The sequence below is a fragment of the Lentilactobacillus hilgardii DSM 20176 = ATCC 8290 genome (assembly GCF_000159315.1).
GTDB lineage: Bacteria > Bacillota > Bacilli > Lactobacillales > Lactobacillaceae > Lentilactobacillus > Lentilactobacillus hilgardii.
In genome coordinates this window covers 409,076-430,252 of record NZ_GG669994.1, presented here as the reverse complement: position 1 = coordinate 430,252, position 21,177 = coordinate 409,076, and the positions used below count along the sequence as shown (strand labels likewise).

At 38.5% G+C, this 21,177-nt stretch carries 34 protein-coding genes; 1 reads left to right on the top strand and 33 read right to left on the bottom strand.

The features are described 5' to 3' along the window. Positions 1 to 22: 22 nt before the first annotated feature. The 5 genes from HMPREF0519_RS09350 to HMPREF0519_RS09330 form a co-directional block, all read right to left on the bottom strand. Positions 23 to 625: a sugar O-acetyltransferase gene (locus HMPREF0519_RS09350; RefSeq protein WP_035462605.1), complete on the bottom strand. Its 603-nt coding sequence runs from the start codon at positions 623 to 625 to the stop codon at positions 23 to 25. 26 nt (positions 626 to 651) lie between these two features. Beyond that, entirely contained in the window at positions 652 to 2,883 is a 2,232-nt protein-coding gene (pcrA, locus tag HMPREF0519_RS09345) for a DNA helicase PcrA (protein ID WP_003635685.1), read from the bottom strand. A gap of 101 nt (positions 2,884 to 2,984) precedes the next feature. Continuing rightward, on the bottom strand, positions 2,985 to 4,145 hold the full coding sequence (locus tag HMPREF0519_RS09340) for an ATP-grasp domain-containing protein (protein ID WP_003635682.1): 1,161 nt from the start codon (positions 4,143 to 4,145) through the stop codon (positions 2,985 to 2,987). Positions 4,146 to 4,254: 109 nt separating this feature from the next. Continuing rightward, positions 4,255 to 4,827: a xanthine phosphoribosyltransferase gene (locus tag HMPREF0519_RS09335; RefSeq protein ID WP_035444683.1), complete on the bottom strand. Its 573-nt coding sequence runs from the start codon at positions 4,825 to 4,827 to the stop codon at positions 4,255 to 4,257. A 15-nt stretch (positions 4,828 to 4,842) separates the two neighbouring features. Then, a complete protein-coding gene (locus HMPREF0519_RS09330) occupies positions 4,843 to 5,418 on the bottom strand; it encodes a glycoside hydrolase family 73 protein (protein ID WP_003559566.1) in 576 nt (191 codons plus the stop codon). A 220-nt stretch (positions 5,419 to 5,638) separates the two neighbouring features. Here HMPREF0519_RS09330 and HMPREF0519_RS09325 point away from each other — a divergent pair, with 220 nt between their 5' ends. Further along, positions 5,639 to 5,920, top strand: coding sequence for a hypothetical protein (locus HMPREF0519_RS09325; protein ID WP_003635680.1), 282 nt, complete (start codon positions 5,639 to 5,641; stop codon positions 5,918 to 5,920). Positions 5,921 to 5,982: 62 nt separating this feature from the next. Here HMPREF0519_RS09325 and HMPREF0519_RS09320 read toward each other — a convergent pair whose 3' ends face one another. The 28 genes from HMPREF0519_RS09320 to rplP all read right to left on the bottom strand — a co-directional run bounded on the left by HMPREF0519_RS09320 (position 5,983) and on the right by rplP (position 21,176). After that, positions 5,983 to 6,579 (bottom strand): ECF transporter S component, encoded by a 597-nt coding sequence (locus tag HMPREF0519_RS09320; RefSeq protein ID WP_003635678.1) that lies wholly within the window; start codon positions 6,577 to 6,579, stop codon positions 5,983 to 5,985. A 358-nt stretch (positions 6,580 to 6,937) separates the two neighbouring features. After that, entirely contained in the window at positions 6,938 to 7,330 is a 393-nt protein-coding gene (gene rpsI, locus HMPREF0519_RS09315; protein ID WP_003559561.1) for a 30S ribosomal protein S9, read from the bottom strand. 13 nt (positions 7,331 to 7,343) lie between these two features. Further along, a complete protein-coding gene (gene rplM, locus HMPREF0519_RS09310; RefSeq protein WP_035444682.1) occupies positions 7,344 to 7,787 on the bottom strand; it encodes a 50S ribosomal protein L13 in 444 nt (147 codons plus the stop codon). 130 nt (positions 7,788 to 7,917) lie between these two features. Further along, positions 7,918 to 8,685: a tRNA pseudouridine(38-40) synthase TruA gene (gene truA, locus HMPREF0519_RS09305; protein ID WP_003559557.1), complete on the bottom strand. Its 768-nt coding sequence runs from the start codon at positions 8,683 to 8,685 to the stop codon at positions 7,918 to 7,920. 36 nt (positions 8,686 to 8,721) lie between these two features. Then, positions 8,722 to 9,516, bottom strand: coding sequence for an energy-coupling factor transporter transmembrane component T family protein (locus HMPREF0519_RS09300; protein WP_003559555.1), 795 nt, complete (start codon positions 9,514 to 9,516; stop codon positions 8,722 to 8,724). Continuing rightward, positions 9,513 to 10,385, bottom strand: a complete 873-nt coding sequence (locus tag HMPREF0519_RS09295) for an energy-coupling factor ABC transporter ATP-binding protein (RefSeq protein ID WP_003635675.1) — start codon at positions 10,383 to 10,385, stop codon at positions 9,513 to 9,515. Before HMPREF0519_RS09295 ends, HMPREF0519_RS09300 begins: the two co-directional genes overlap by 4 nt. Further along, positions 10,355 to 11,188: an energy-coupling factor transporter ATPase gene (locus HMPREF0519_RS09290; RefSeq protein WP_003559551.1), complete on the bottom strand. Its 834-nt coding sequence runs from the start codon at positions 11,186 to 11,188 to the stop codon at positions 10,355 to 10,357. The genes HMPREF0519_RS09295 and HMPREF0519_RS09290 overlap by 31 nt, the downstream gene beginning before the upstream one ends. Before the next feature lie 194 nt (positions 11,189 to 11,382). Beyond that, positions 11,383 to 11,766 (bottom strand): 50S ribosomal protein L17, encoded by a 384-nt coding sequence (rplQ, locus tag HMPREF0519_RS09285; RefSeq protein WP_035444681.1) that lies wholly within the window; start codon positions 11,764 to 11,766, stop codon positions 11,383 to 11,385. A 28-nt stretch (positions 11,767 to 11,794) separates the two neighbouring features. Beyond that, a complete protein-coding gene (locus tag HMPREF0519_RS09280) occupies positions 11,795 to 12,745 on the bottom strand; it encodes a DNA-directed RNA polymerase subunit alpha (RefSeq protein WP_035462603.1) in 951 nt (316 codons plus the stop codon). A gap of 95 nt (positions 12,746 to 12,840) precedes the next feature. After that, positions 12,841 to 13,230 (bottom strand): 30S ribosomal protein S11, encoded by a 390-nt coding sequence (gene rpsK, locus HMPREF0519_RS09275; RefSeq protein ID WP_003559545.1) that lies wholly within the window; start codon positions 13,228 to 13,230, stop codon positions 12,841 to 12,843. 24 nt (positions 13,231 to 13,254) lie between these two features. Next, a complete protein-coding gene (gene rpsM / locus HMPREF0519_RS09270; RefSeq protein ID WP_003559543.1) occupies positions 13,255 to 13,620 on the bottom strand; it encodes a 30S ribosomal protein S13 in 366 nt (121 codons plus the stop codon). Positions 13,621 to 13,646: 26 nt separating this feature from the next. Then, complete coding sequence (rpmJ, locus tag HMPREF0519_RS09265; protein WP_011668476.1) at positions 13,647 to 13,766, bottom strand: 50S ribosomal protein L36; 120 nt, start codon at positions 13,764 to 13,766, stop codon at positions 13,647 to 13,649. Positions 13,767 to 13,801: 35 nt separating this feature from the next. Continuing rightward, positions 13,802 to 14,020: a translation initiation factor IF-1 gene (gene infA / locus HMPREF0519_RS09260; protein ID WP_003559541.1), complete on the bottom strand. Its 219-nt coding sequence runs from the start codon at positions 14,018 to 14,020 to the stop codon at positions 13,802 to 13,804. A gap of 128 nt (positions 14,021 to 14,148) precedes the next feature. After that, complete coding sequence (locus HMPREF0519_RS09255; protein WP_003559536.1) at positions 14,149 to 14,805, bottom strand: adenylate kinase; 657 nt, start codon at positions 14,803 to 14,805, stop codon at positions 14,149 to 14,151. Between the two features lie 33 nt (positions 14,806 to 14,838). Beyond that, a complete protein-coding gene (gene secY, locus HMPREF0519_RS09250; protein WP_003635672.1) occupies positions 14,839 to 16,158 on the bottom strand; it encodes a preprotein translocase subunit SecY in 1,320 nt (439 codons plus the stop codon). Beyond that, positions 16,158 to 16,592 (bottom strand): 50S ribosomal protein L15, encoded by a 435-nt coding sequence (gene rplO, locus HMPREF0519_RS09245; protein ID WP_003559532.1) that lies wholly within the window; start codon positions 16,590 to 16,592, stop codon positions 16,158 to 16,160. Before rplO ends, secY begins: the two co-directional genes overlap by 1 nt. Positions 16,593 to 16,617: 25 nt before the next feature. Next, on the bottom strand, positions 16,618 to 16,803 hold the full coding sequence (gene rpmD, locus HMPREF0519_RS09240; protein ID WP_003559531.1) for a 50S ribosomal protein L30: 186 nt from the start codon (positions 16,801 to 16,803) through the stop codon (positions 16,618 to 16,620). A gap of 14 nt (positions 16,804 to 16,817) precedes the next feature. Beyond that, complete coding sequence (gene rpsE, locus HMPREF0519_RS09235; RefSeq protein ID WP_003559529.1) at positions 16,818 to 17,321, bottom strand: 30S ribosomal protein S5; 504 nt, start codon at positions 17,319 to 17,321, stop codon at positions 16,818 to 16,820. Between the two features lie 21 nt (positions 17,322 to 17,342). After that, the gene (gene rplR / locus HMPREF0519_RS09230; protein ID WP_003559527.1) at positions 17,343 to 17,699 is read right to left on the bottom strand and encodes a 50S ribosomal protein L18; all 357 of its coding nucleotides are present in this window, start codon (positions 17,697 to 17,699) and stop codon (positions 17,343 to 17,345) included. Positions 17,700 to 17,733: 34 nt separating this feature from the next. Beyond that, positions 17,734 to 18,273: a 50S ribosomal protein L6 gene (gene rplF / locus HMPREF0519_RS09225; protein WP_003635670.1), complete on the bottom strand. Its 540-nt coding sequence runs from the start codon at positions 18,271 to 18,273 to the stop codon at positions 17,734 to 17,736. Positions 18,274 to 18,300: 27 nt separating this feature from the next. Then, entirely contained in the window at positions 18,301 to 18,699 is a 399-nt protein-coding gene (gene rpsH / locus HMPREF0519_RS09220; RefSeq protein ID WP_008855790.1) for a 30S ribosomal protein S8, read from the bottom strand. Between the two features lie 28 nt (positions 18,700 to 18,727). Beyond that, a complete protein-coding gene (locus HMPREF0519_RS13390; RefSeq protein WP_003635667.1) occupies positions 18,728 to 18,913 on the bottom strand; it encodes a type Z 30S ribosomal protein S14 in 186 nt (61 codons plus the stop codon). Positions 18,914 to 18,929: 16 nt separating this feature from the next. After that, positions 18,930 to 19,472, bottom strand: a complete 543-nt coding sequence (rplE, locus tag HMPREF0519_RS09215) for a 50S ribosomal protein L5 (protein WP_003559520.1) — start codon at positions 19,470 to 19,472, stop codon at positions 18,930 to 18,932. A gap of 31 nt (positions 19,473 to 19,503) precedes the next feature. After that, complete coding sequence (gene rplX, locus HMPREF0519_RS09210) at positions 19,504 to 19,812, bottom strand: 50S ribosomal protein L24 (protein WP_003559518.1); 309 nt, start codon at positions 19,810 to 19,812, stop codon at positions 19,504 to 19,506. 28 nt (positions 19,813 to 19,840) lie between these two features. Then, positions 19,841 to 20,209: a 50S ribosomal protein L14 gene (rplN, locus tag HMPREF0519_RS09205; RefSeq protein WP_003635661.1), complete on the bottom strand. Its 369-nt coding sequence runs from the start codon at positions 20,207 to 20,209 to the stop codon at positions 19,841 to 19,843. Positions 20,210 to 20,266: 57 nt separating this feature from the next. Then, positions 20,267 to 20,533 carry a 30S ribosomal protein S17 gene (gene rpsQ, locus HMPREF0519_RS09200; protein ID WP_003635660.1) on the bottom strand — a complete coding sequence of 89 codons (267 nt, stop codon included), beginning with the start codon at positions 20,531 to 20,533 and terminating at the stop codon, positions 20,267 to 20,269. Positions 20,534 to 20,557: 24 nt separating this feature from the next. Continuing rightward, on the bottom strand, positions 20,558 to 20,752 hold the full coding sequence (gene rpmC, locus HMPREF0519_RS09195; protein WP_003559513.1) for a 50S ribosomal protein L29: 195 nt from the start codon (positions 20,750 to 20,752) through the stop codon (positions 20,558 to 20,560). Then, positions 20,742 to 21,176, bottom strand: coding sequence for a 50S ribosomal protein L16 (rplP, locus tag HMPREF0519_RS09190; protein WP_003559511.1), 435 nt, complete (start codon positions 21,174 to 21,176; stop codon positions 20,742 to 20,744). The genes rpmC and rplP overlap by 11 nt, the downstream gene beginning before the upstream one ends. Between the last annotated feature and the right edge of the window lies 1 nt (position 21,177).

Sequence of the window (21,177 nt, the reverse complement as noted above, 5' to 3'; positions counted from 1 at the left end):
TAATCATTAATTATCGTTTACATTATAACTGTTCATTAATTGGCGGCACTTTTTTAACGACACGTCCCGGTGTGCCTACCACAACAGAATTATCCGGAATATTGTGTGTGATAACACTTCCAGCTCCAATAACGACATTATTACCAATCGATACCCCTGGAAGGATTACGACATTACCGCCAATCCAAACATCATTGCCAATACAAACCGCTTTACTAAATTGTTCACCATTTCGTCGTCTGGGTCCTTCAAGAGGATGGCCAGTGACAGATATCAAGACATTAGGGCCACACATAACGTGATTACCAATCGTAACAGAAATATCATCGACAATTGTTAAATTAAAATTTGCATAAAAGTCGTCGCCGATAGTTGTATTACACCCATAAGAAGTATAAAGCGGTCCTTCAATAAACGGACGTTTTCCAACCTGATGAAACAATTGTTTCATCAGTGACTGTCTAGTCAATTCGTCGTTTGGATCAGTTTGATTAAATTTGAAAGCCAAGTGTTTTCCAAGTTGTCGCTGCTTTTCAAGTTCCTTCGCATAATTAATATCTATCGGATCAGTAAAACCACTTTCACGATAGACTTTTCCACTCTCCATTTTACTTTTTAAACTCATAGTCATCCCCAACCTTTATTTTGTCCTTACTCTTGCTTGGTAATAGGTGCGAACGCTGCTAAAAGACGTTTAATTCCCTTCTGCTCAAATGCAATATCCAATTCCATATCCTCACCGATCCCTGAAACTTTGACAACTGTTCCTGTCCCCCAGGCTTTATGTGACACTTTATCTCCTACCGACCATGAAGACTTGTCAGCTCCAGTCCCTTTGGGCTTAATTACTTTTTGGGCTGGTTGATGATAAGTTGTTGCAGTTGCGCGTCTAGTTCGGCGATCAAACGGTGTCGATAATGGTTTTTCTTGTTGATTAACGTTATCATACTGAATCAATTCCGGCTTAATTTCATTAACAAACCGAGATTCAGGATTGTTTTGTCGGCGTCCATATAACATTCGTGAATAAGCATTCGTTAAATATAGTTTTTCTTTTGCACGCGTAATACCAACATATGCCAATCGTCGCTCCTCTTGTAATTCGGATTCATCCTGGGCAGCACGTGAAAGTGGGAAAAGTCCTTCTTCCATTCCCATGATGAAGACAACCGGAAATTCCAGCCCTTTAGCTGCATGCATTGTCATTAACGTTACCTCGGAAGTCTCTTCATCTAAGTCATCCTGATCTGAAACCAATGCCAAATCACTTAAAAAGTTAACTAAATTGTCTTGGCCAACTTGGTCAGGATTATCCTGATCATATTTTTGAGTAACTGAAATGAATTCTTCCAAATTTTCCAAGCGGGTTTGAGCCTGCAAAGACTTTGAAGATTTTAAAGTACTTAAGTAACCACTCTTATCAAGAATTTCTTCTGTTAATTCAGTGATAGTCATTGTATCCAATTTCTTAGCGACATCACTGATTATTTGTTCAAACATTGAAATCGAGTTTTTAGCGCGACTAGAAATTTCATTTGCAAGATCAATATTTTTTGAAGCCTCAAGCAGCGACCAACCATGATCGTTTGCAAAAGTCCGTAACTTTTCAAGGCTCGTTTCGCCGATACCTCGCTTAGGCTCATTAATAACTCTTTCAAAACTCATCGAATCCCTTGGATTTCCCAGTAACGTCAAATAAGCAAGTGCGTCTCGAATTTCTTTTCGATCATAAAATTTATGGCCACCGACCATAGTATACGGAATGTTGGCCTTTAAAAGTGTTTCTTCAATCACACGTGATTGCGCATTGGTCCGGTACAGAATCGCAAAGCTCCCGTAATTACGCTTAGGTTTACCCATTTCTTCTTGGATCTTTGCCACAACATAACGTGCTTCATCATTTTCTGTCTGGCCCCGATAATAAGAAATCTTTTCGCCTTGCTCGTTTTCTGTCCACAAGTTTTTATCAGCCCGATTCAAATTATGCGCAATAACAGCATTTGCTGCATCCAAAACCGTCTTGGTTGAACGATAGTTTTGTTCAAGTAAAGTAACATGGGCATCAGGGTAATCTTCTTTAAAGTCGAGAATATTCTGCATGTTGGCACCACGCCAACCATAAATACTTTGATCTGCATCACCCACCACACAGATGTTTTTGCTTTTTTTTGCTAACGTATTGACCAATCGGTACTGAGCTTCATTAGTATCCTGATATTCGTCAACATGGATATAATGAAATTTATCCTGATAGTAAGATAAAACATCAGAGAATTGATCAAATAACTCAATTGTTGTCATGATTAAGTCATCAAAATCAAGTGATTCATTTTGACGCAACTCAGCTTGATAACGTTCATAAACATCTGCCACAATCTGATCAAAATCGCTATCGGCCTGGGCCTTAAATGCCTTTGGCGTTAATAAATCATTTTTTGCATTTGAAATTGAAGATAATACGGCTCTTGGGTCAAACCTTTTGGGATCAATATTCAATTCACGCAAAACACGCTTTACCAACGTTCGCTGCTCACTTGTATCCGCGATGGTAAAGGCACGATTAAACCCTAATTGATCGATATTACGGCGTAAAATACGCACACACAACGCATGGAAAGTTGATACCCATACATCATCACCACTTTCATCAAGCAGCTTAGACACCCGCTCGCGCATCTCACGAGCAGCTTTATTAGTAAAGGTAATTGCAAGAATGTTCCATGGCATTACATGATTGTGTTCAATTATGTAAGCAATTCGATGTGTCAATACCCGCGTCTTTCCACTACCTGCACCAGCCATAATCAGCACAGGTCCTTCAGTGTGAATAACTGCATCTTTTTGATCTTTATTTAGACCTTTTAATAAACTATCTTCTACCACTAATTATTCCATCCTCTCAAAAGTATCGAGTTAATTATACCAAATATACGTTTGGCTCGTCTTGCCCACAAACATAAAAAAAGCCGGAAAATCCGACATTTTTAATTTTTCTCATATTTTGATTTAAAATCAATATCATTCCAAATACTGGTTGCTTCGACTTTCATTAGCGTGTCCGAAATTGACTTCGTTGGGATTAAAATATGTCCAATAGAGTTATTGGGATTATCAGTTTTATTTCCATAGAAGGAAAAATGCCAATTTCCTTTTATTACCCACTGTGTCTGCACCCTTTGATATTCTTTTTTTCTAATAGCTTGAAAAACGGTTGGAATGCCAGCAATTATTTTAGTTAACGGTAATCCTGCAATTGCACGAATATGTTGCTCAAATTCATTCGTATTAGCTGCAAAATCAAACAAGAAACCAGCAGGACTTAAAATTGGTGCAACCCGATTGACGTAAATCGATCCACTTTTTGCTAAAAAGAGTGATACTTCAAAGGTGCCGACATAATCAATATTTTTGGCAATCTCATTGGTAATTCGATTCATTTCTTTTTCGACACTCGGATCAAGCTTCACGGGTGTAAAGGCTGTCATAATTTGTTCACCATTATATATGACCTCAACAATTGGGAAAACGACTGTTGTACCATCCATTTGACGCGTTACAATGATTGAATAGTCTGTATCGTGCTCAACAAATGATTCCATAATATAAGTCCCTGAATCAAGCAAACCAGATGCAGCAACAATATCGGCTTGATTTTTAATTACCAGTTCTTTGTCCCCCAGCAATCCTCTTTGAATGGGCTTTAAAATTGCTGGATAACCAATTGAATTAATTGCTTGATAAATATCCTCAAGTGTCACAATTGTCGCGTATGGAGCCATATTAATGTTAAGTGTCTCAAAAAAGCTACGTTCAATTAATCGATCTTGAATAATATCCAATAACGAATCACTTTGAGGTACTGAAGTGAACTGTGAAATATAACGGATCACTTCGGAATTAATTGACGGGCTGTTGTACACAACAACATCACAGCGCTCTGCAAACATCTTTAGCGTTTGTTTGTCATCCATGGGTTCAATATATTTATAATCGGCTAAACGGATTGTTTTACTATTTTCATTTGAACTATACATGCCAACATTAAAACCCATTTTTTTGGCAAAATAAAGAAGCGTCGGACTACTAATACTGTCACCTAGAATTCCAATTGTCTGGTCAGGGTACAAGATGTTTGCTTCAGCCATGATTTCACTACTTTCATTTCTCGATTACTTAGAATGAGCAGGAATTACTAATTACCTTACTCCAGTTAATAAAACCTAATAACATTAATTCATTGTACTACTTTATTGTCTAGTCAACAAAAGTGACTTTACCATCGTTCAAAGAAGCAATACGGGCAAGAGACTCTAGTCGAATGCCTGCCTTCTCGATCAGTGTGTGACCCTTTTGGAAACTCTTTTCAATTACGATTCCGATTCCGGCAACTGAAACATCGGCTAATTTGGCAATCTCCAATAATCCTTGAACAGCTTGTCCATTTGCCAAAAAATCATCGATAATTAAAATTCGGTCATCGGAATTCAAGAAGCGCTTATCAACACTAATATCGTTGCTAACTTGCTTTGTATACGAGTAAACACTGGCCGTATATAAATTATCAGTCAAAGTTAGAGATTTATGCTTTCTGGCAAAAATCAGTGGAACCCCTAAATGAATCGCAGTAGTCAATGCAGGCGCGATTCCAGAAGATTCAACTGTAACTACCTTGGTAACCTTCTCATCCTTAAACAGTCTTGCAAACTCAGCTCCAATTTTGTCCATTAGCTGAGCATCCACTTGATGATTCAAGAAATTATCAACCTTCAATACATTTCCAGGTAATACAGTACCATCCTCTACAATCCGCTTCTTTAATAAATCCATTATTTGCATTCCTTTCTAGTCGTCAAACTGATACAGTTTATAATTCTTTATTAGTGAGATAAGCTTTTCGGTGTACGTTGGGTCCGTTGCATAACCATCTTTTTCCAATCCTTGGGCCGCTTGAACGTAGTTATTTGCCGAAACAACATCCCGATATTGATCAGGATTCCATTTGGTTCCGTATGCAAGTAATTTTGCATGTTCTGCTAAGGAATCATTCCAACTGTCATATACCTCAAATCGTGCTTTAACAGTGACGTATCGCCCATCAACATACTCTTGCGTATCCAAATAAACTGATTTTGTATTCGAACTTTGAGCCTTCACGCCAAACAGATTATTGTACTTGTTGGATAGTTGACTAGTCCCCCAATTAGATTCAAGAATTGCCTGAGCTAACGTCACGCTTGGAAGAACATTGTATTGTCCCTGTAGCAGTTGTGCCTGCGGTGCAAGTTTGTTAATAAATTTACGATGCTGTGCCGCTAACTCACTTCTAGCGTTATCAACTTGATTAGACTCGGGAACATTGGCCGATAATAATCGAAAGCCCAAAATAATAAACAACCCGAATCCAATCAATACCAGCATCACAATTAAATTTGATGTTTGTTTTCGACGTTTCCGTCTACTATTATACTTCGCCAATTCAACCTCAAACTTTCTAACTATTAAAATTAATTCTAACTATATTCATCAATAAAGACAATTACTATTTTTAATAAATAAATAGACTATTCATTATTATTGACAAATTCGACAATATCGGTTATGTTATCATCTGACACTTAAAATCTGGAGATGGAAACCAATGGCTAAAAACACCGAAGTATCAGAAGCGCAATCAAAATTCAATGTTGGTGATGAGGTTTCGTTTAAGATTGAAAAACAAACGTTCAAGGGCTTTATTGATAAAAGCTATACGAACTCATTTTTAATCACATTTGAATCTGATGACCCTGAAATCATTGACAAGTATCACAAGAAAGTTGTCATTAACAACCGTCATTTGAAGTTAATTAAAGCTGCACCTAAGATTAAAGAGCCTGACAGCGATAAAGAAGATAAAGATGACAAACCCGCTAAGAAATAATTCTTTTAAAAGGTCACACAATGTATTTCTTCGTTGTTGGCCTTTTTTCATACCATTATCAACTAGTCCAAACGTCCCTTTAGAACTTTCTGAAGCGGCAAAGCGATTAAGGGTGTCACAATGCCACTAAAAATAGCTTCGGGAATACCATTTGTTCCAACAACACCAAGTAAATAAGGCATTAATTCTCTGATATTTATTTGATATAGTTGTGGTGCCTTTGCTTTATAAAAAAGATAAATTAATCCTAATACAAAAATTGTATTTGTCAGGGATCCGAGTATAGCGGCTATTGAAACGCTGACTGCTTGTCTTTTGATCCATTTTCTTAGTGCGTGATATGTGACACCTGCGACTACTCCAATCAGGACTCGCGGTAACACTGAAACAACTGGATTGACAAACACAATGGTCGCTAAGGGACTTGTTGGCCAAATATACGCTCGAATAAATGTAATCAACCCCCAGACGCCTCCAATAATAGCGCCATCTCTCGTTCCCATCAAAATTGTAGCAATTGTGACAGTCGCAGAAATAATTGTAATGCTCAATGGACCAATTGGGATATAACCAATCAAAGGAATCGAGGTTTGCAGAATAATAATAGCTATGAACATTGCCAACAAATTAAATCTTAACGTTTTTTTCTTCTCTGCCATTTTCTATCTCCTGTTTAGATGGGTATATTATACCAGACAATAACACCGTTTCTTGGTATTAAAAATGAGCTTATATTTTTTTTAGAATATCCCTAAACATTTCCAAGACCAGTTAAATGAATTTTTGAAATATCGTTTCTCAAGCCTCGAAATGATGACCAAAATATACTCATCTGATACCTTTGTTCCTGTCTTAAATCTTCAAAATTAATACTAACATATAGTGGATTAAATTATTGAAGCATTGGTTTGCTACTTAGTTTACTTTAACAGGTTAACTCATAAACACTAATAAATTACAGCTAAATAAAAAACACCTTCTCTTTGAAGGTGTTTTTCATAATAAATAAAGTAAATATTAACGCTTTGAAAATTGTGAAGCTTTACGTGCCTTTTTAAGACCTGGCTTCTTACGTTCTTTCATTCGAGCGTCACGAGTTAACAAACCCGCACGCTTTAATGGTCCACGGAAGTCTGGGTCAACTGACAGCAATGCACGTGCAATACCATGACGAGTTGCACCTGCTTGTCCTGAAAAGCCACCACCATTAACATTAACTAATGTATCGTAGTTACCAAGTGTTTCAGTAACGTTAAACGGTTGTACAACAACCTCACGTAAATTAGCAAATGGAATGTAATCTTCAATTGCTTTATCATTCATAATAATTTTACCAGTTCCGGGTACTAAACGTACACGCGCAACTGAATCTTTACGACGGCCAGTGCCGCGATATTGTACTTGAGCCAAAGTGAGTTCCTCCTTAAATTAGGTTCTTAATGTCTAATGCTTCTGGTTTCTGTGCTTGATGATCATGTTCAGGACCTGCATAGACATGTAACTTCAAACCGATCTTATGACCTAATGTTCCATGAGGAAGCATTCCTTTAACTGAAGTTTCAATAAGCTTTTCTGGGTTCTTTTCACGGAACTCACCAGCTGTCTTTTGCTTTAAACCACCAATGAAACGAGTATGGTGATAATAAATCTTGTTTTTGTCCTTACGACCTGTTAATCCTACCTTACCGGCATTGATAACAATGACATTATCACCAGTATCAACGTTTGGAGTGTAAGTAGGTTTATTTTTACCTTTTAAAATTGAAGCGACTACTGATGAGAGACGTCCTAACGATACGTCTGTTGCGTCAACAACGTACCATTTACGTTCTACTTCACCAGGTTTTGCCATATATGTTGTACGCACTTTATATTCCTCCAAGTTCTGTGTTTGTTCGACACCAAATAAGTTTCCGGGGCTCATCGTGGGGCAAACAATACCAACTAACATAATACAAATAATTCTGCGGAAAGTCAATTATTTTTCAGTAAAATCGTTAACGTTTAGGCAATTTTGTTGGGTGCTCAGGATCGTCGCCCTCATAGAAGACACGTTTCAAGTAAAGACCGGATGCAGGCATCGTTCTTCGAGCCTGATCACGATCCTTTACTTCAAATAATCTTAGAACATCACTTTCTGGACGCATTCCTGAACCGATTTCAGCTACAACTCCTACCATAATTCGAACCATATTGTACAAAAATCCATTTCCATAAAACTCTAAATGCACTTCATTTTCCGCCTGGTCTAATTTGGCAGATGCAGAATAAATCGTTCTAATATTAGAACGGGCCGTCGATCCAGAAGCAACAAAGCTTGAAAAGTCATGTTCTCCCACTAAATCTGCTAATGCATGATTAACTTTCTCCATGTCAATTGGAAATTTCCAATGTCCTGTATAGTTTCTCTTAAACGGGTTTTGAAATTCTCCAAGATACATTCTATAAAAATATTTTTTCCCAGAAACATCATAGCGTGCATGAAAGTCATTACTGACTTTTTCAACTTTCGTAATTTCCATGTCTAATGGCAGCATGCTATTCAACCCGCGATAAATAGCTTCAGCCGATAAATCAAACGGAAAATCAAAGTGAGCAACTTGTGCGACTGCGTGAACGCCTGCATCGGTTCTCCCCGAACCATATATAATAATCGGTGGCTCAGGCAATTTTGCCATCACATTGACTTTTTGAGTTAAGACGCCTTCAATTGTTCTTCTGTTAGGCTGTCTTTCGAACCCACTAAAATTTGTACCATCATACATAAAAGTTATTTTGTAACGACTCGTAATTATGACCAACTACTTTCTAATAAATATAACAACTGCCCCAATAGCTAAAAAAAAGAGCCAGCTGATCGTATCTTTTACTTGCCAACGATACTGCCGATATTTAGTCCGATGCTCGCTGTCTGAAAATCCGCGAGCTTCCATTGCTGTTGAAAGATTCTCAGCATGGTTAATAGCACCTGTAAATAGCGGCACCAGCAATGGAACAGCAGCCTTAACCCTATGTTTTAGACTCCCTGACCCAAAATCAACTCCCCGCGCACGTTGAGCATTCATAATAGTTTCCATTTCGTCCATTAGTGTAGGAACAAATCGAAGTGCAATGGATAGCATCAATGCTAATGTATCAACAGGAAATTTCACTTTTTTCAATGGCTTAAGTATCGTCTGAACACCATCAGCAATAGCTAGAGGAGTGGTCGTTAATGTTAAAACAGTCGATATCATAATAATCAGTAAAAACCTCATAAAAATGAAGCCACCGTTTATCAAACTTTCATTAGTTACAGAGAATGGGCCAAAATGCCAAAGGACTCGTCCACCACTACTAAATAAAATTTGAAGTAAGACGGTAAAAATAATTAACCATATTAATGGCCGAATTCCCTTTAGAAAATACATAATTGAAATACCTGAAAGTAAAATGACAATAAGAATAAGAATAGATAGGATTCCATAAGAAATAAGATTGTTTGCAAAAAAAATAATAATAACAAAATAAAAGCTTAATAATAGTTTCGATTGGGGGCTCATCTGATGAATCCACGAATGACCGGGAAGATATCGTCCAAAAATGAAATTACTCATTTGGTATCTCCTTTCCCGACAAGTCTCACAATTCTGTCTGCAAGAGCATCTATTGTTAACGGCAACTGACCAATATTAACCCCTGCTTTTTTTAGCTGTTGTGCAAATTCCGCACTGCTTGGTAAATCTAGTTGCATACCGTAAACCCACTTTGGATCACTAAAGACTTGTGCAGGTGACCCAACCTTAACAACTTTTCCCTTATCCATCACGATAACATTTGTCGCATAATCAATAACATCGTCCATCTGGTGAGTAATGAGGACAATTGTCATTTGCTTATTTTTATTGAGATACCGAGCAAGATCCATGATTTCTTGATGTCCTCGCGGATCTAATCCCGCAGTAGGCTCGTCCAGTATAAGAATTTCAGGATTCATTGCCAACACCCCGGCAATTGCAACCCGTCTCATTTGTCCACCCGACAAATCAAACGGTGATTTATCCGCCAATGCCTTATCCAAGCCCACTAACTCCATCGCATTAAAGGCAGATTTTTTTGCTTCGCCATCATTTACACCATAGTTCTTAGGGCCAAACATGATATCTTTTAAAACTGTTTCTTCAAATAACTGTTTTTCCGGAAATTGAAAAACCATTCCGACGTGTTTTCTAAACGCCTTGAGGTTCTTGTTTGTTGTATTGGGATCTATAACTCTTCCTAAGACCTCTAGATGCCCTTCCGTTGGCTTTAAAAGAGCATTGATGTGTTGAACCAAGGTTGACTTTCCACTCCCTGTATGACCGATTATCGTCGTAAAAGAGCCCTTTGAAATTTGAAGTGTAACATTATCTATTGCATTTTGAGCAAAGGGCGTGTTCGCCTGATAAGTATGAGTTACTTTGTTGAGACTAATTGCTGTATCCATGCGATTAACTCCTCATCATTCATATATGACTTTTCATCACTAACGCCACGCTTGCTCAAAGCTGCAAGCAATTTAGATGTATAGGGCGCATCAAGTCCAATTTGTCTTAGCTTGTCCGGATGGGAAAAAATTCCCCGCGGTGTATTCTCATCAATAATTTCCCCATGATTTAAAATAACCACTCTATCTGCGCCTGCAGCTTCATCGATGTCATGAGTAATTGAAATGACGGTTAAATGGTTTTCATTCTTAAGTCGTTGAACCAATTCCAAAATTTCTTTTCTTCCACGAGGGTCTAACATACTGGTAGCTTCATCTAAAATGATAATTTTAGGACTAAGGGCTATAATCCCAGCGATTGCAACTCTCTGCTTTTGCCCACCAGATAAATTGGCAGGGATTCGTTCACGAAAATCCCACATTCCCACACTCTTTAAACTTTCTTCAACAATGTCATGCATTTTACTACGGTCAAACAACTGATTCTCCAAGCCAAAGGCAACATCATCCTCTACTGTTGCGCCAACAAATTGATCTTCCGGATTTTGAAAAACAATTCCTATTTTGCTTCGAACGTTATAGATATTTTGATCGTTTACTTGTAATCCATCAACAGTGATGTGTCCCTCATTTAAAACAATTAGCCCATCAATTAATCTGGCAAGTGTACTTTTCCCACTTCCGTTTTGACCAATGATAGCCAACCACTCACCCTCATGAACATCTAAGGATAATTGATCAAACAGTAACGGTTGGTCCGGATAATTATAAGAAATTTTGTCTACTTGAACTATATCTTTCATCAAATTGACCTCATATTTTCTGACATCATTTTATGTACAAAAAAATCACTAACAAGTGATTAGTGCGTGGAATTTATTCCACATTCAAACTAGACTAGGGATTTATCAATCCCACCATCATGACGTTCTATACCAAAAACCTGAGTGATTCTCGTGAAAATGTGACAATTATGCTTAGAAAAATAAATGAAAATTTAGTCTACTAATTCTAATACGACCATAGGTGCACCGTCTCCACGACGTGGCATAGTCTTAAGAATCCGTGTATACCCACCATTACGATCAGAATACTTAGTAGCTAATTCTCCAAATACCTTTTGCAATGCAGTAGTGACAGTAATGTCATCGCCATCTTCCTTAACATCAGCAACCACATTACGAACAAATGAAGCAGCTTGACGACGAGCGTGTAAATCACCGCGCTTACCAAGTGAAATCATCTTGTCGGCAGTAGAACGTACTTCTTTGGCTCTAGCTTCGGTAGTGATAATTTGACCATGAATAATCAACTCAGTGGTTAAATTACGAAGCAATGAGCGTCGATGTTCACTGGAACGTTGTAATTTCCGATAACTCATTTCCGGTTGTCCTCCTTTATAAAATTAATTAATCTTCTTTACGAAGTGAAAGGCCCAAAGCAGCAAGCTTTTCTTTTACTTCTTCAAGTGACTTGCGTCCAAGATTCCGAACTTTCATCATATCAGCTTCTGTCTTTTCAGTAAGTTCTTGAACAGTATTAATGCCAGCACGTTTCAAACAATTGTAAGAACGAACAGATAAATCAAGTTCTTCAATTGTCATTTCCAGCATTTTTTCTTTATGGGTTTCTTCTTTCTCAACCATGATTTCGGTATTCTTAGCTTCATCAGTTAGGTCTACAAACATTTCTAAATGTTCAGTTAAGATCTTAGCTGCCAAACTAACCGCTTCACTAGGTGTGATAGAACCGTTAGTCCAAATATCCAAAGTTAATTTATCAAAATCATCGCGTTGACCAACCCGCGTACTTTCAACCTGATAGTTGACACGTTCGATTGGGGTATAGATGGAGTCGACAGGAAGAACGCCAATTGGCATCTCAGTAGCACGTTTCTTATTTTCAACAGCAGAAACGTAGCCTCGACCTCTGTTGGCTGTTAACCGCATATGGAAAGTAGCACCTTCAGCAACGGTAGCAATATGCAGATCAGGGTTGAGAACTGTCACATCACTGTCGCCTTGAATGTCACCGGCAGTAACATCAGCAGGGCCAATTACATCAATTTCCAAGTTTTCATCTTCGTCTTCTGGTCCATCCAATTTCAACGAAATTTTCTTAACATTCAGGATGATCTGGGTAACATCTTCAACAACGCCTTTAATTGTTGAGAATTCATGAAGAACATCATCAATTTGGATACTGGTTACAGCAGCACCCGGCAGTGACGACAACAATGTGCGGCGAAGTGAATTCCCGAGAGTAGTACCGTAACCTCTTTCGAGTGGTTCCACAACAACCTCACCAAAGTTCTTTGTTTCTTCAATTTTATGAATGTTAGGCTTTTCAAATTCAATCATTCTTATCATTAACCCCTTTCAAAACGTGTGAGTCCATGTGCAATATATCAATACGTATAGGCAAACTAAACATCACTATATTGAATCAATAAAAACTAAACTCGACGACGCTTTGGAGGACGAGAGCCATTGTGAGGTACAGGTGTAACATCACGAATAGCTGTAACTTCCAAACCTGTAGCTTGAAGTGCACGAATTGCAGCTTCACGGCCAGAACCTGGACCCTTAACCGCAACTTCTACAGATTTCATACCATGTTCCATTGACGATTTTGCAGCAGCTTCAGCAGCCATTTGAGCGGCAAATGGTGTTGATTTACGACTTCCACGAAAACCTAAAGCACCTGCTGATGACCAGGCAATTGCATTACCTTGAGTATCGGTAATCATAACTAAGGTATTGTTAAATGTCGAATGAATATGTGCAACACCTGAAGCAATATTCTTTTTAGTCCGACGTTTACGACTTGACTTCTTGTTTACCATAAAAACAGATGACCTCCTTTATCTTTATTTTCTTCTGCCTACTCCAGCAGTTGCCTTTCCCTTACGAGTACGGGCATTATTCTTTGTGTTTTGACCACGAACAGGCAAACCACGGCGATGACGCATACCACGATATGAGCCAATTTCTTGGAGTCGCTTAATATTCATGCTAACTTCACGTCGTAAGTCACCTTCAATCTTAAGGTCACTAACAATCGCACGAATTTTATCCTCTTGATCGGGAGTTAAATCGCGGACACGAACATCTTCAGAAACACCTGCTTGTGCAAGAATCTTTTCTGAAGTGCTTGTACCAATACCAAAAATATAAGTTAATCCGATAACAATTCGCTTGTCACGGGGTAAATCGATTCCGGCAATACGAGCCATTTAGTACACACCTCCTGTTTTAAGTTCTACTTTCCTTGGCGTTGTTTGTGCTTAGGGTTTGCTGAGCAAATCACCATCACACGGCCTTTTCTTTTGATTACTTTACAATGTTCACACATTGGTTTTACTGATGGTCTTACTTTCATTTTTAAACCTCCTCAAAAAATGATGAAGACAATAACTACTTAAATCGATAAGTAATTCTTCCCTTTGTTAAGTCATAGGGCGACATTTCAACAGTAACCTTATCTCCAGGAAGAATCCGAATATAATGCATTCGGATTTTACCGGAAACATGAGCTAAAATCTCATGTCCATTTTCAAGTTCAACTCGAAACATTGCATTTGGCAAAGTTTCGACAACTTTTCCTTCTACTTCAATAACATTATCCTTAGCCACTAATTAACACCTCCAAAATTAAATTAGATTGAATTAAAATATAAACGAGCTTGACAAACCTTTGATAGTTTAACACATCCATTATATTTCATCAATCCAATAGACTCAACACTTAATCTATGGAGAGTTTACAGTGTGCTCAAGATTTTATCAACATCCTGCCAAACTTTATCAATATCTTGATCACCATTAACATTAAATAGCAAGTCCCGATCTTTGTAATAAGAAATCAGTGGCGTATTCATTTTAACATTAACTTTCAAGCGATTCTTAACAGCCTCGGGCTTATCATCATCCCGTTGATAGAATTCGTGGTGACCGCAAATATCACAAGTTCCATTAACTTTAGGCATATGGTACAACTTATTATAAGTCGCACCACAGTTCTTACAAATAAAACGTGCAGTTAGTCGATTAGTTAAAATTTCTGGGTCAACATCGATGTTGATAACAGCAGACAAAGGTTTCCCCAACTCGTCTGCCATATCTGCCAATGCATCCGCCTGTTCTAGAGTTCGAGGATATCCATCTAGTAAAAAGCCCGGCTGAGTATCATTATGAGAAAGTCGTTCTTTAACAATCCCATTAGTAACTTCATCAGGAACTAAATTACCTTTGTCAGTAAACGACTTAGCCTTTAAGCCCAGTGGCGTTCCATTTGAAATTGCTTCGCGAAACATATCCCCAGTTGAAATATGTGGGATCTGGTACTTGTCAACAATAAATTGAGCCTGAGTGCCCTTACCAGCACCAGGCAATCCCATTAAAATTAAATTTAATGCCATCAATTTTCCCTCCTTGTTCGATGTTTAATCGTCTTATTCACCATTAGTTGGACGAGAACCCTTAATGAAACCGACATACTCACGTTTCATCATTAATCCCCGAATCTGGCGAATAGTTTCGATTGCAACACCAACAACGATTAGAAGACTTGTACCACCTAATCCAATGGATTCATCTAAGTTCCAAATATTTTGAGCAACCAGTGGGATTAAAGCAACGACACCTAAGAAAATGGCACCCACAGTACTTAATCTCATTAGTAAGTTTGAAACGTAGCTTTGCGTTTCATGCCCCGGCCAAACGCCAGGAATATAACTCCCTTGCTTTTGCAAGTTCTCTGATAACTTTTCAGGGTTAACTTGAACAAATGCATAAAAGAAAGTAAACATGACAATCAAAATTGTGTAAAAAGCAGCTCCAGTGGTTGTCTGCATGTTAAACACGTTGTTTAACACTTGATACCACGTTGTTGTGGAATAATTATTCGTAAAAGCCATTAAAATTGTTTGAGGAGTCGCAATAAATGAACTCGCAAAGATAACTGGGATAACACCAGCAACATTAACCTTTAAAGGCAAATAACTACTGTCCGGTGAACCAGCAACTCTTCGCGTGTATTGAATTGGAATCCGACGTTCAGCTTGTTGCACCCAAGTAACGAACGTAATAATGGCAAGAACGATAATCACAAGTGCAATCGAGAAGAGAATTGGTTGCCATAGATCAGAACCAGTTACGCCAACAAAGTATTGTTGCCATAGTGATTGTAATCCAGTAGGGATTCGAGCAATGATACCCGCAAAGATAATCATTGAAATTCCATTACCAATTCCTCTTTCAGTGATCATGTCACCCATCCAAGTTGTTAACATCGTACCACCAGTCAGGATAATACCAATGACAATAAAGGTTTTAACACTTGGGTTGGTAACCAAATTCAGACTACTTAATTGGTTGAATCCGGCTGTAATTCCAACTGACTGGAAGAAGGCAAGAACAACTGTTAAATAACGAGTATGTTGATTCAACTTCCGCCGGCCAACTTCCCCTTGTTTTCCCCACTCAACATATTTAGGAACAATATCCATCTGAAGCAATTGGATAATAATTTGAGCAGTGATGTATGGAGATACTCCCATAGCAAAAATCGAATAGTTAGTCAGACCACCACCACTAAAGGTATTCAGGATGCTGACCAATCCTGATGATGCAACGGACGTTAACGCCTTTGCATTTACACCAGGAACGGTTATGAATGATCCCAACCGGAAGATAATCAAAACAAATAATGTAAATAAAATCTTGTTTCGAATTTCCTTAACCTTAAATGCACCAGTTAGAGTCGAGAGCATTAAACCACCTCGATTTTACCGCCAGCATTTTCAATTACAGATTGTGCAGTTTTTGAAAACTTATTAGCCTTTACGGTTAATTTCTTAGTAAGTCCACCGTCTCCAAGAACCTTAATACCAGATTTAGCGTTTTTAACAATTCCGCGATCCTGAAGTAACTCCGGAGTTACTTCAGTGCCTTCGTCGAAAACATCAAGTTTAGCAACGTTAACAACCGCATATTCTTTACGGTTAATATTGTTAAATCCACGTTTTGGAGTACGACGATACAATGGCATTTGGCCACCTTCAAAACCTACGCGTGTCTTACCACGAGCCTTTTGACCCTTTTGACCACGGCCGGCAGTCTTTCCTTTTCCAGCAGAACGACCACGACCTTTACGTGTACGTAATGAACGAGAACCTTCTGCAGCTTTCAATTCATTCAATTTCATGAAATTGGCACCTCCTTACGAATTATTAGTCTTTAACTTGTTCAACTTCAATTAAATGAGCGATTTTGAACAGAGCTCCGCGAATTGATTCGTTGTCCGGTTTAACAACCGTACTATTAATCCGACCCAAGCCGAGTGCCTTCACAATTTTTCGTTGATTTGGGAGGCGATGAGCTACGCTACGTTTTAAAGTAATTTTTAATTGAGCCAATTAAAACACCCTCCTTATTCAGCTAAATGTTGGGTTGATACACCACGTAAAGCTGAAATTTCTTCAGCACTCTTCAATGCGACCAAGCCTTCAAATGTTGCTCGGATAACGTTGACAGGAGTATTTGAACCCAATCGCTTACTTGTAACATCGTCGATACCGGCAAGTTCCATCACGGAACGAACGGCACCACCAGCTGCTACTCCAGAACCTTCTTCAGCAGGCTTTAACATGATACGCCCACCACCATAAGTTCCAACAACTTCATGAGGAATTGTTGTACCAACAATCGGAACCTCAATCAAATTCTTACGAGCTGCTTCAACAGCCTTACGAATTGCTTCAGGAACTTCTTGTGCTTTACCAGTTCCAAAGCCAACATGGCCGTGTTTGTCTCCAACAACGACTAAAGCAGCAAAACGAAGACGACGTCCACCTTTAACAACTTTAGTGATCCGGTTGATAGAAACGACATTGTCTTCAAGCTCTAATTTATCAGGATCAATAAACTTCTTCATGTGCGGTTATTCCTCCTTTTATTAAAATTCTAATCCGTTTTCGCGAGCAGCATCAGCAAGAGCTTGAACACGACCGTGGTATAAATATCCACCACGATCAAAAACAACTTTTTTGATGTTCTTTTTGCTTGCACGTTCAGCTACTAATTTGCCAACACCAGCTGCTTTTTCAGTTTTGTTACCATCACTGATTGCAGAATCAAGTGTTGAGGCACTAACAAGCGTTACACCCTCTACGTCATCAATAACTTGAGCATAGATGTTTTTGTTAGAACGAAAAACGTTCAAGCGTGGGCACTCGGCAGTACCAGAAATTTTATTACGGACACGGTTATGACGACGTTTCCGACTCTTATTTTTATCTGGTTTAGAAATCACAATAGTCACCTCAATAATTTTTTAAGCTGGTATTTTACTTACCAGTCTTACCTTCCTTACGGATAATATGTTCATTTTCGTAACGAATACCTTTACCTTTATATGGTTCAGGTGAACGAACGGCACGAACAGATGCAGCAAAGTCACCAACATGTTGTTTGCTGATACCACTAATATGAATAGTCGTATTGTCAGGTACTTCAACAGTTAGATCTTCAGGAACTGTCATGTCAACAGGGTTAGAATAACCAACACTAAGTGTCAAAGTTTTCCCTTTGAGTGCAGCACGATATCCAACACCAACAAGTTTCAAGGTTTTCTTGAAACCATCAGTGACACCCTCAACCATGTTGTTAAAGTTTGCTCGCATAGTACCATGCAAAGCACGAACTTTGTTGTTATAATCAACAACTGGTTCAAAGTTCACTTCGTTATCTTTAACGTTCATTTTAATTTCGGATACAAATTCGCGGGTTAATGAACCCTTTGAACCTTTAACAGTTACTTTATTACCATCAGTTGATACTTCAACGCCCTTAGGCAAAACAACCGTTTTATAACCAATTCGACTCACGGATCACACCTCCAATTTTTTGAAATATTACCAAACGTAAGCTAATACTTCGCCGCCAATTTTTTGGGCGCGAGCTTGTTTGTCAGTAATTACACCGTTTGATGTAGAAATAATAGCAATTCCAAGTCCATTAAGAACCTTTGGAACGGCATCGGCTTTAACGTAAGAACGCAAGCCTGGTTTTGAAATTCGTTTCAAACCAGTAATGACACGTTGCTTATCCTTGCCATACTTCAGGAATACACGGATAACGCCTTGTTTGTCATCTTCGATGTATTCAACATCACGGACAAAGCCTTCACGCTTAAGAATCTCAGCAATGTCACGTTTGATTTTTGATGCAGGAACTTCAACTGTTTCATGGTAAACCATGTTAGCATTGCGAATGCGAGTTAAAAAGTCTGCAATGGGATCAGTCATAGACATCAGCGAACAACCTCCTTCTTAATAATTTTTACCAACTAGCTTTCTTCATACCAGGAATTTGACCCTTGTGGGCAAGTTCACGGATGCAAAGACGGCACAAGTGGAATTTCTTGTAAACTGAACGAGGTCGCCCACAACGCTCACAACGTGTATAGTTTTGTGTTGAGAACTTTGCAGGGCGTTCACTTTTTACGATCAATGATTTTTTAGCCAATGTGAAACCTCCTCAATTATTTAGCAAATGGCATACCGAATTGAGCCAACAATTCATGTGATTCTTCATCGGTATTAGCAGTAGTTACGATTACAATATCAAGACCTCTAACACGGTTGACATTATCATAATCAATTTCAGGGAAAATCAATTGTTCGCGGACACCTAAAGTGTAGTTGCCTCGGCCATCAAAAGCTCTAGAACTAACACCATGGAAATCACGAACACGTGGTAATGAAACATTAATTAACTTATCCAAAAAATCATACATTCTATCGCCACGAAGAGTTACCTTGGCACCAATTGACATACCTTCACGTAGTCTAAAACCGGCAATTGATTTCTTAGCTTTAGTTACTAAAGGTTTTTGACCAGAAATCAAGGCTAATTCTGAAACTGCTTCATCAAGGTTTTTAGCGTTAGTAACTGCATCACCAACACCCATGTTTAAAACAATTTTATCGATTTTTGGAGCTTGCATAACTGACTTATAACTGAATTTTTCCACCATGTGTGGCACAATTTCGCTGTCAAATTGTTCATGTAAACGACTTGTCATTTAAAAGTTATCCTCCCTTCCTATATTTGAATTAATCAATCGCTTTTTGCGATTTCTTTGAGTAACGAATTTTCTTGCCATCTTGAACCTTAATTCCAACACGAGTTGGCTCGTTGGTAGATGGATCAATAAGCATGACATTTGAAACGTGGATTGGTGCTTCAGCATCAATAATTCCACCATTTGGATTTGTTGATGAAGCCTTGGTATGTTTCTTTACTTTGTTCACACCTTCAACAATCACACGATCTTTAGAAGCGATAGTCTTAGTAACTGTCCCTTCTTTTCCCTTGTCCTTACCACTAATAACACGAACTTTGTCACCAGTTTTAATGAACATGTTGGCACCTCCTTATATCCTGGTTGTTTTAAAGTACTTCTGGGGCTAATGAAACAATCTTCATGAAGTTGTTATCACGTAATTCTCGAGCAACCGGACCAAAGATACGAGTGCCTTGAGGACTCTTATCATCACGAACTAAAACTGCTGCATTCTCGTCAAAACGAATATAAGAACCGTCTGTACGACGAGTAACAGATTTGGTACGCACGATAACAGCCTTAACGACATCACCTTTTTTGACAACGCCACCTGGTGTTGCTTGTTTGACCGTAGCAACAATAGTGTCACCAATTCCAGCATATCTTCTAGTTGAGCCACCCAAAACCTTAATAGTTAACAATTCCCGTGCACCTGAGTTGTCGGCAACTTTTAATCGACTTTCTTGTTGAATCACAGGTATATCCTCCCTTCATCGTCAAATAAAATACGATAATTATGATAATTAAGTAAGTTAAATAATAACCGCTTTTTCAACAATATCAATCAGACGGAAACGTTTTGTCTTTGATAGTGGACGTGTTTCCATAATCCGTACGATATCGCCAACTTTTGCTTCGTTGTTTTCATCCTGAGTAGTGAATTTCTTTGAATAACGAACACGCTTACCGTATGTTGCATGTTTCTTGTGAGTTGAAACTAAAACAGTAATTGTTTTGTTATTCTTGTCAGAAACAACACGTCCCTGATAAACCTTACGCTGGTTACGTTCTTCAGCCATTAATTATACCTCCCTTATCGTGTTTTACTTGTTTAACTCTTGTTGACGAAGAGCAGTCTTAATCCGTGCAATATTTTTACGAACTTGCTTTAATCGCGCGGTGTTTTCCAATTGGCCAGTGGCTAGTTGGAAACGAAGATTGAACAATTCATCTTTATAATCTTTTTCTTTATCAATCATTTGAGCAGTGGTTAATTCATTAATTTCTTTAGCCTTCATTTGATTCGCCACCTACTTCCTCACGTTTTACGATCTTTGTACGAACGGGAAGTTTATTAGAGGCAAGACGCAATGCTTCAGTAGCTACTTCTTCAGAAACGCCACCAATTTCAAATAAAATCTTGCCACGTTTAACTGGTGATACCCAGCCAGCTGGTGTACCTTTACCATTACCCATTCGAACTCCGACACCTTTTTCAGTATATGATTTGTGTGGGAAGATTTTAATCCAAACTCTTCCGCCACGCTTCATATAACGAGTCATCGCTACACGACATGCTTCGATTTGACGGTTTGTGATCCAATGTGAATCGAGTGATTGCAAACCGTAATCACCGAAGGTTACAGTTGTACCACCCTTGGCACTCCCACGAAGTTTGCCACGATGCTCACGACGGTGCTTTACACGCTTAGGTACTAACATG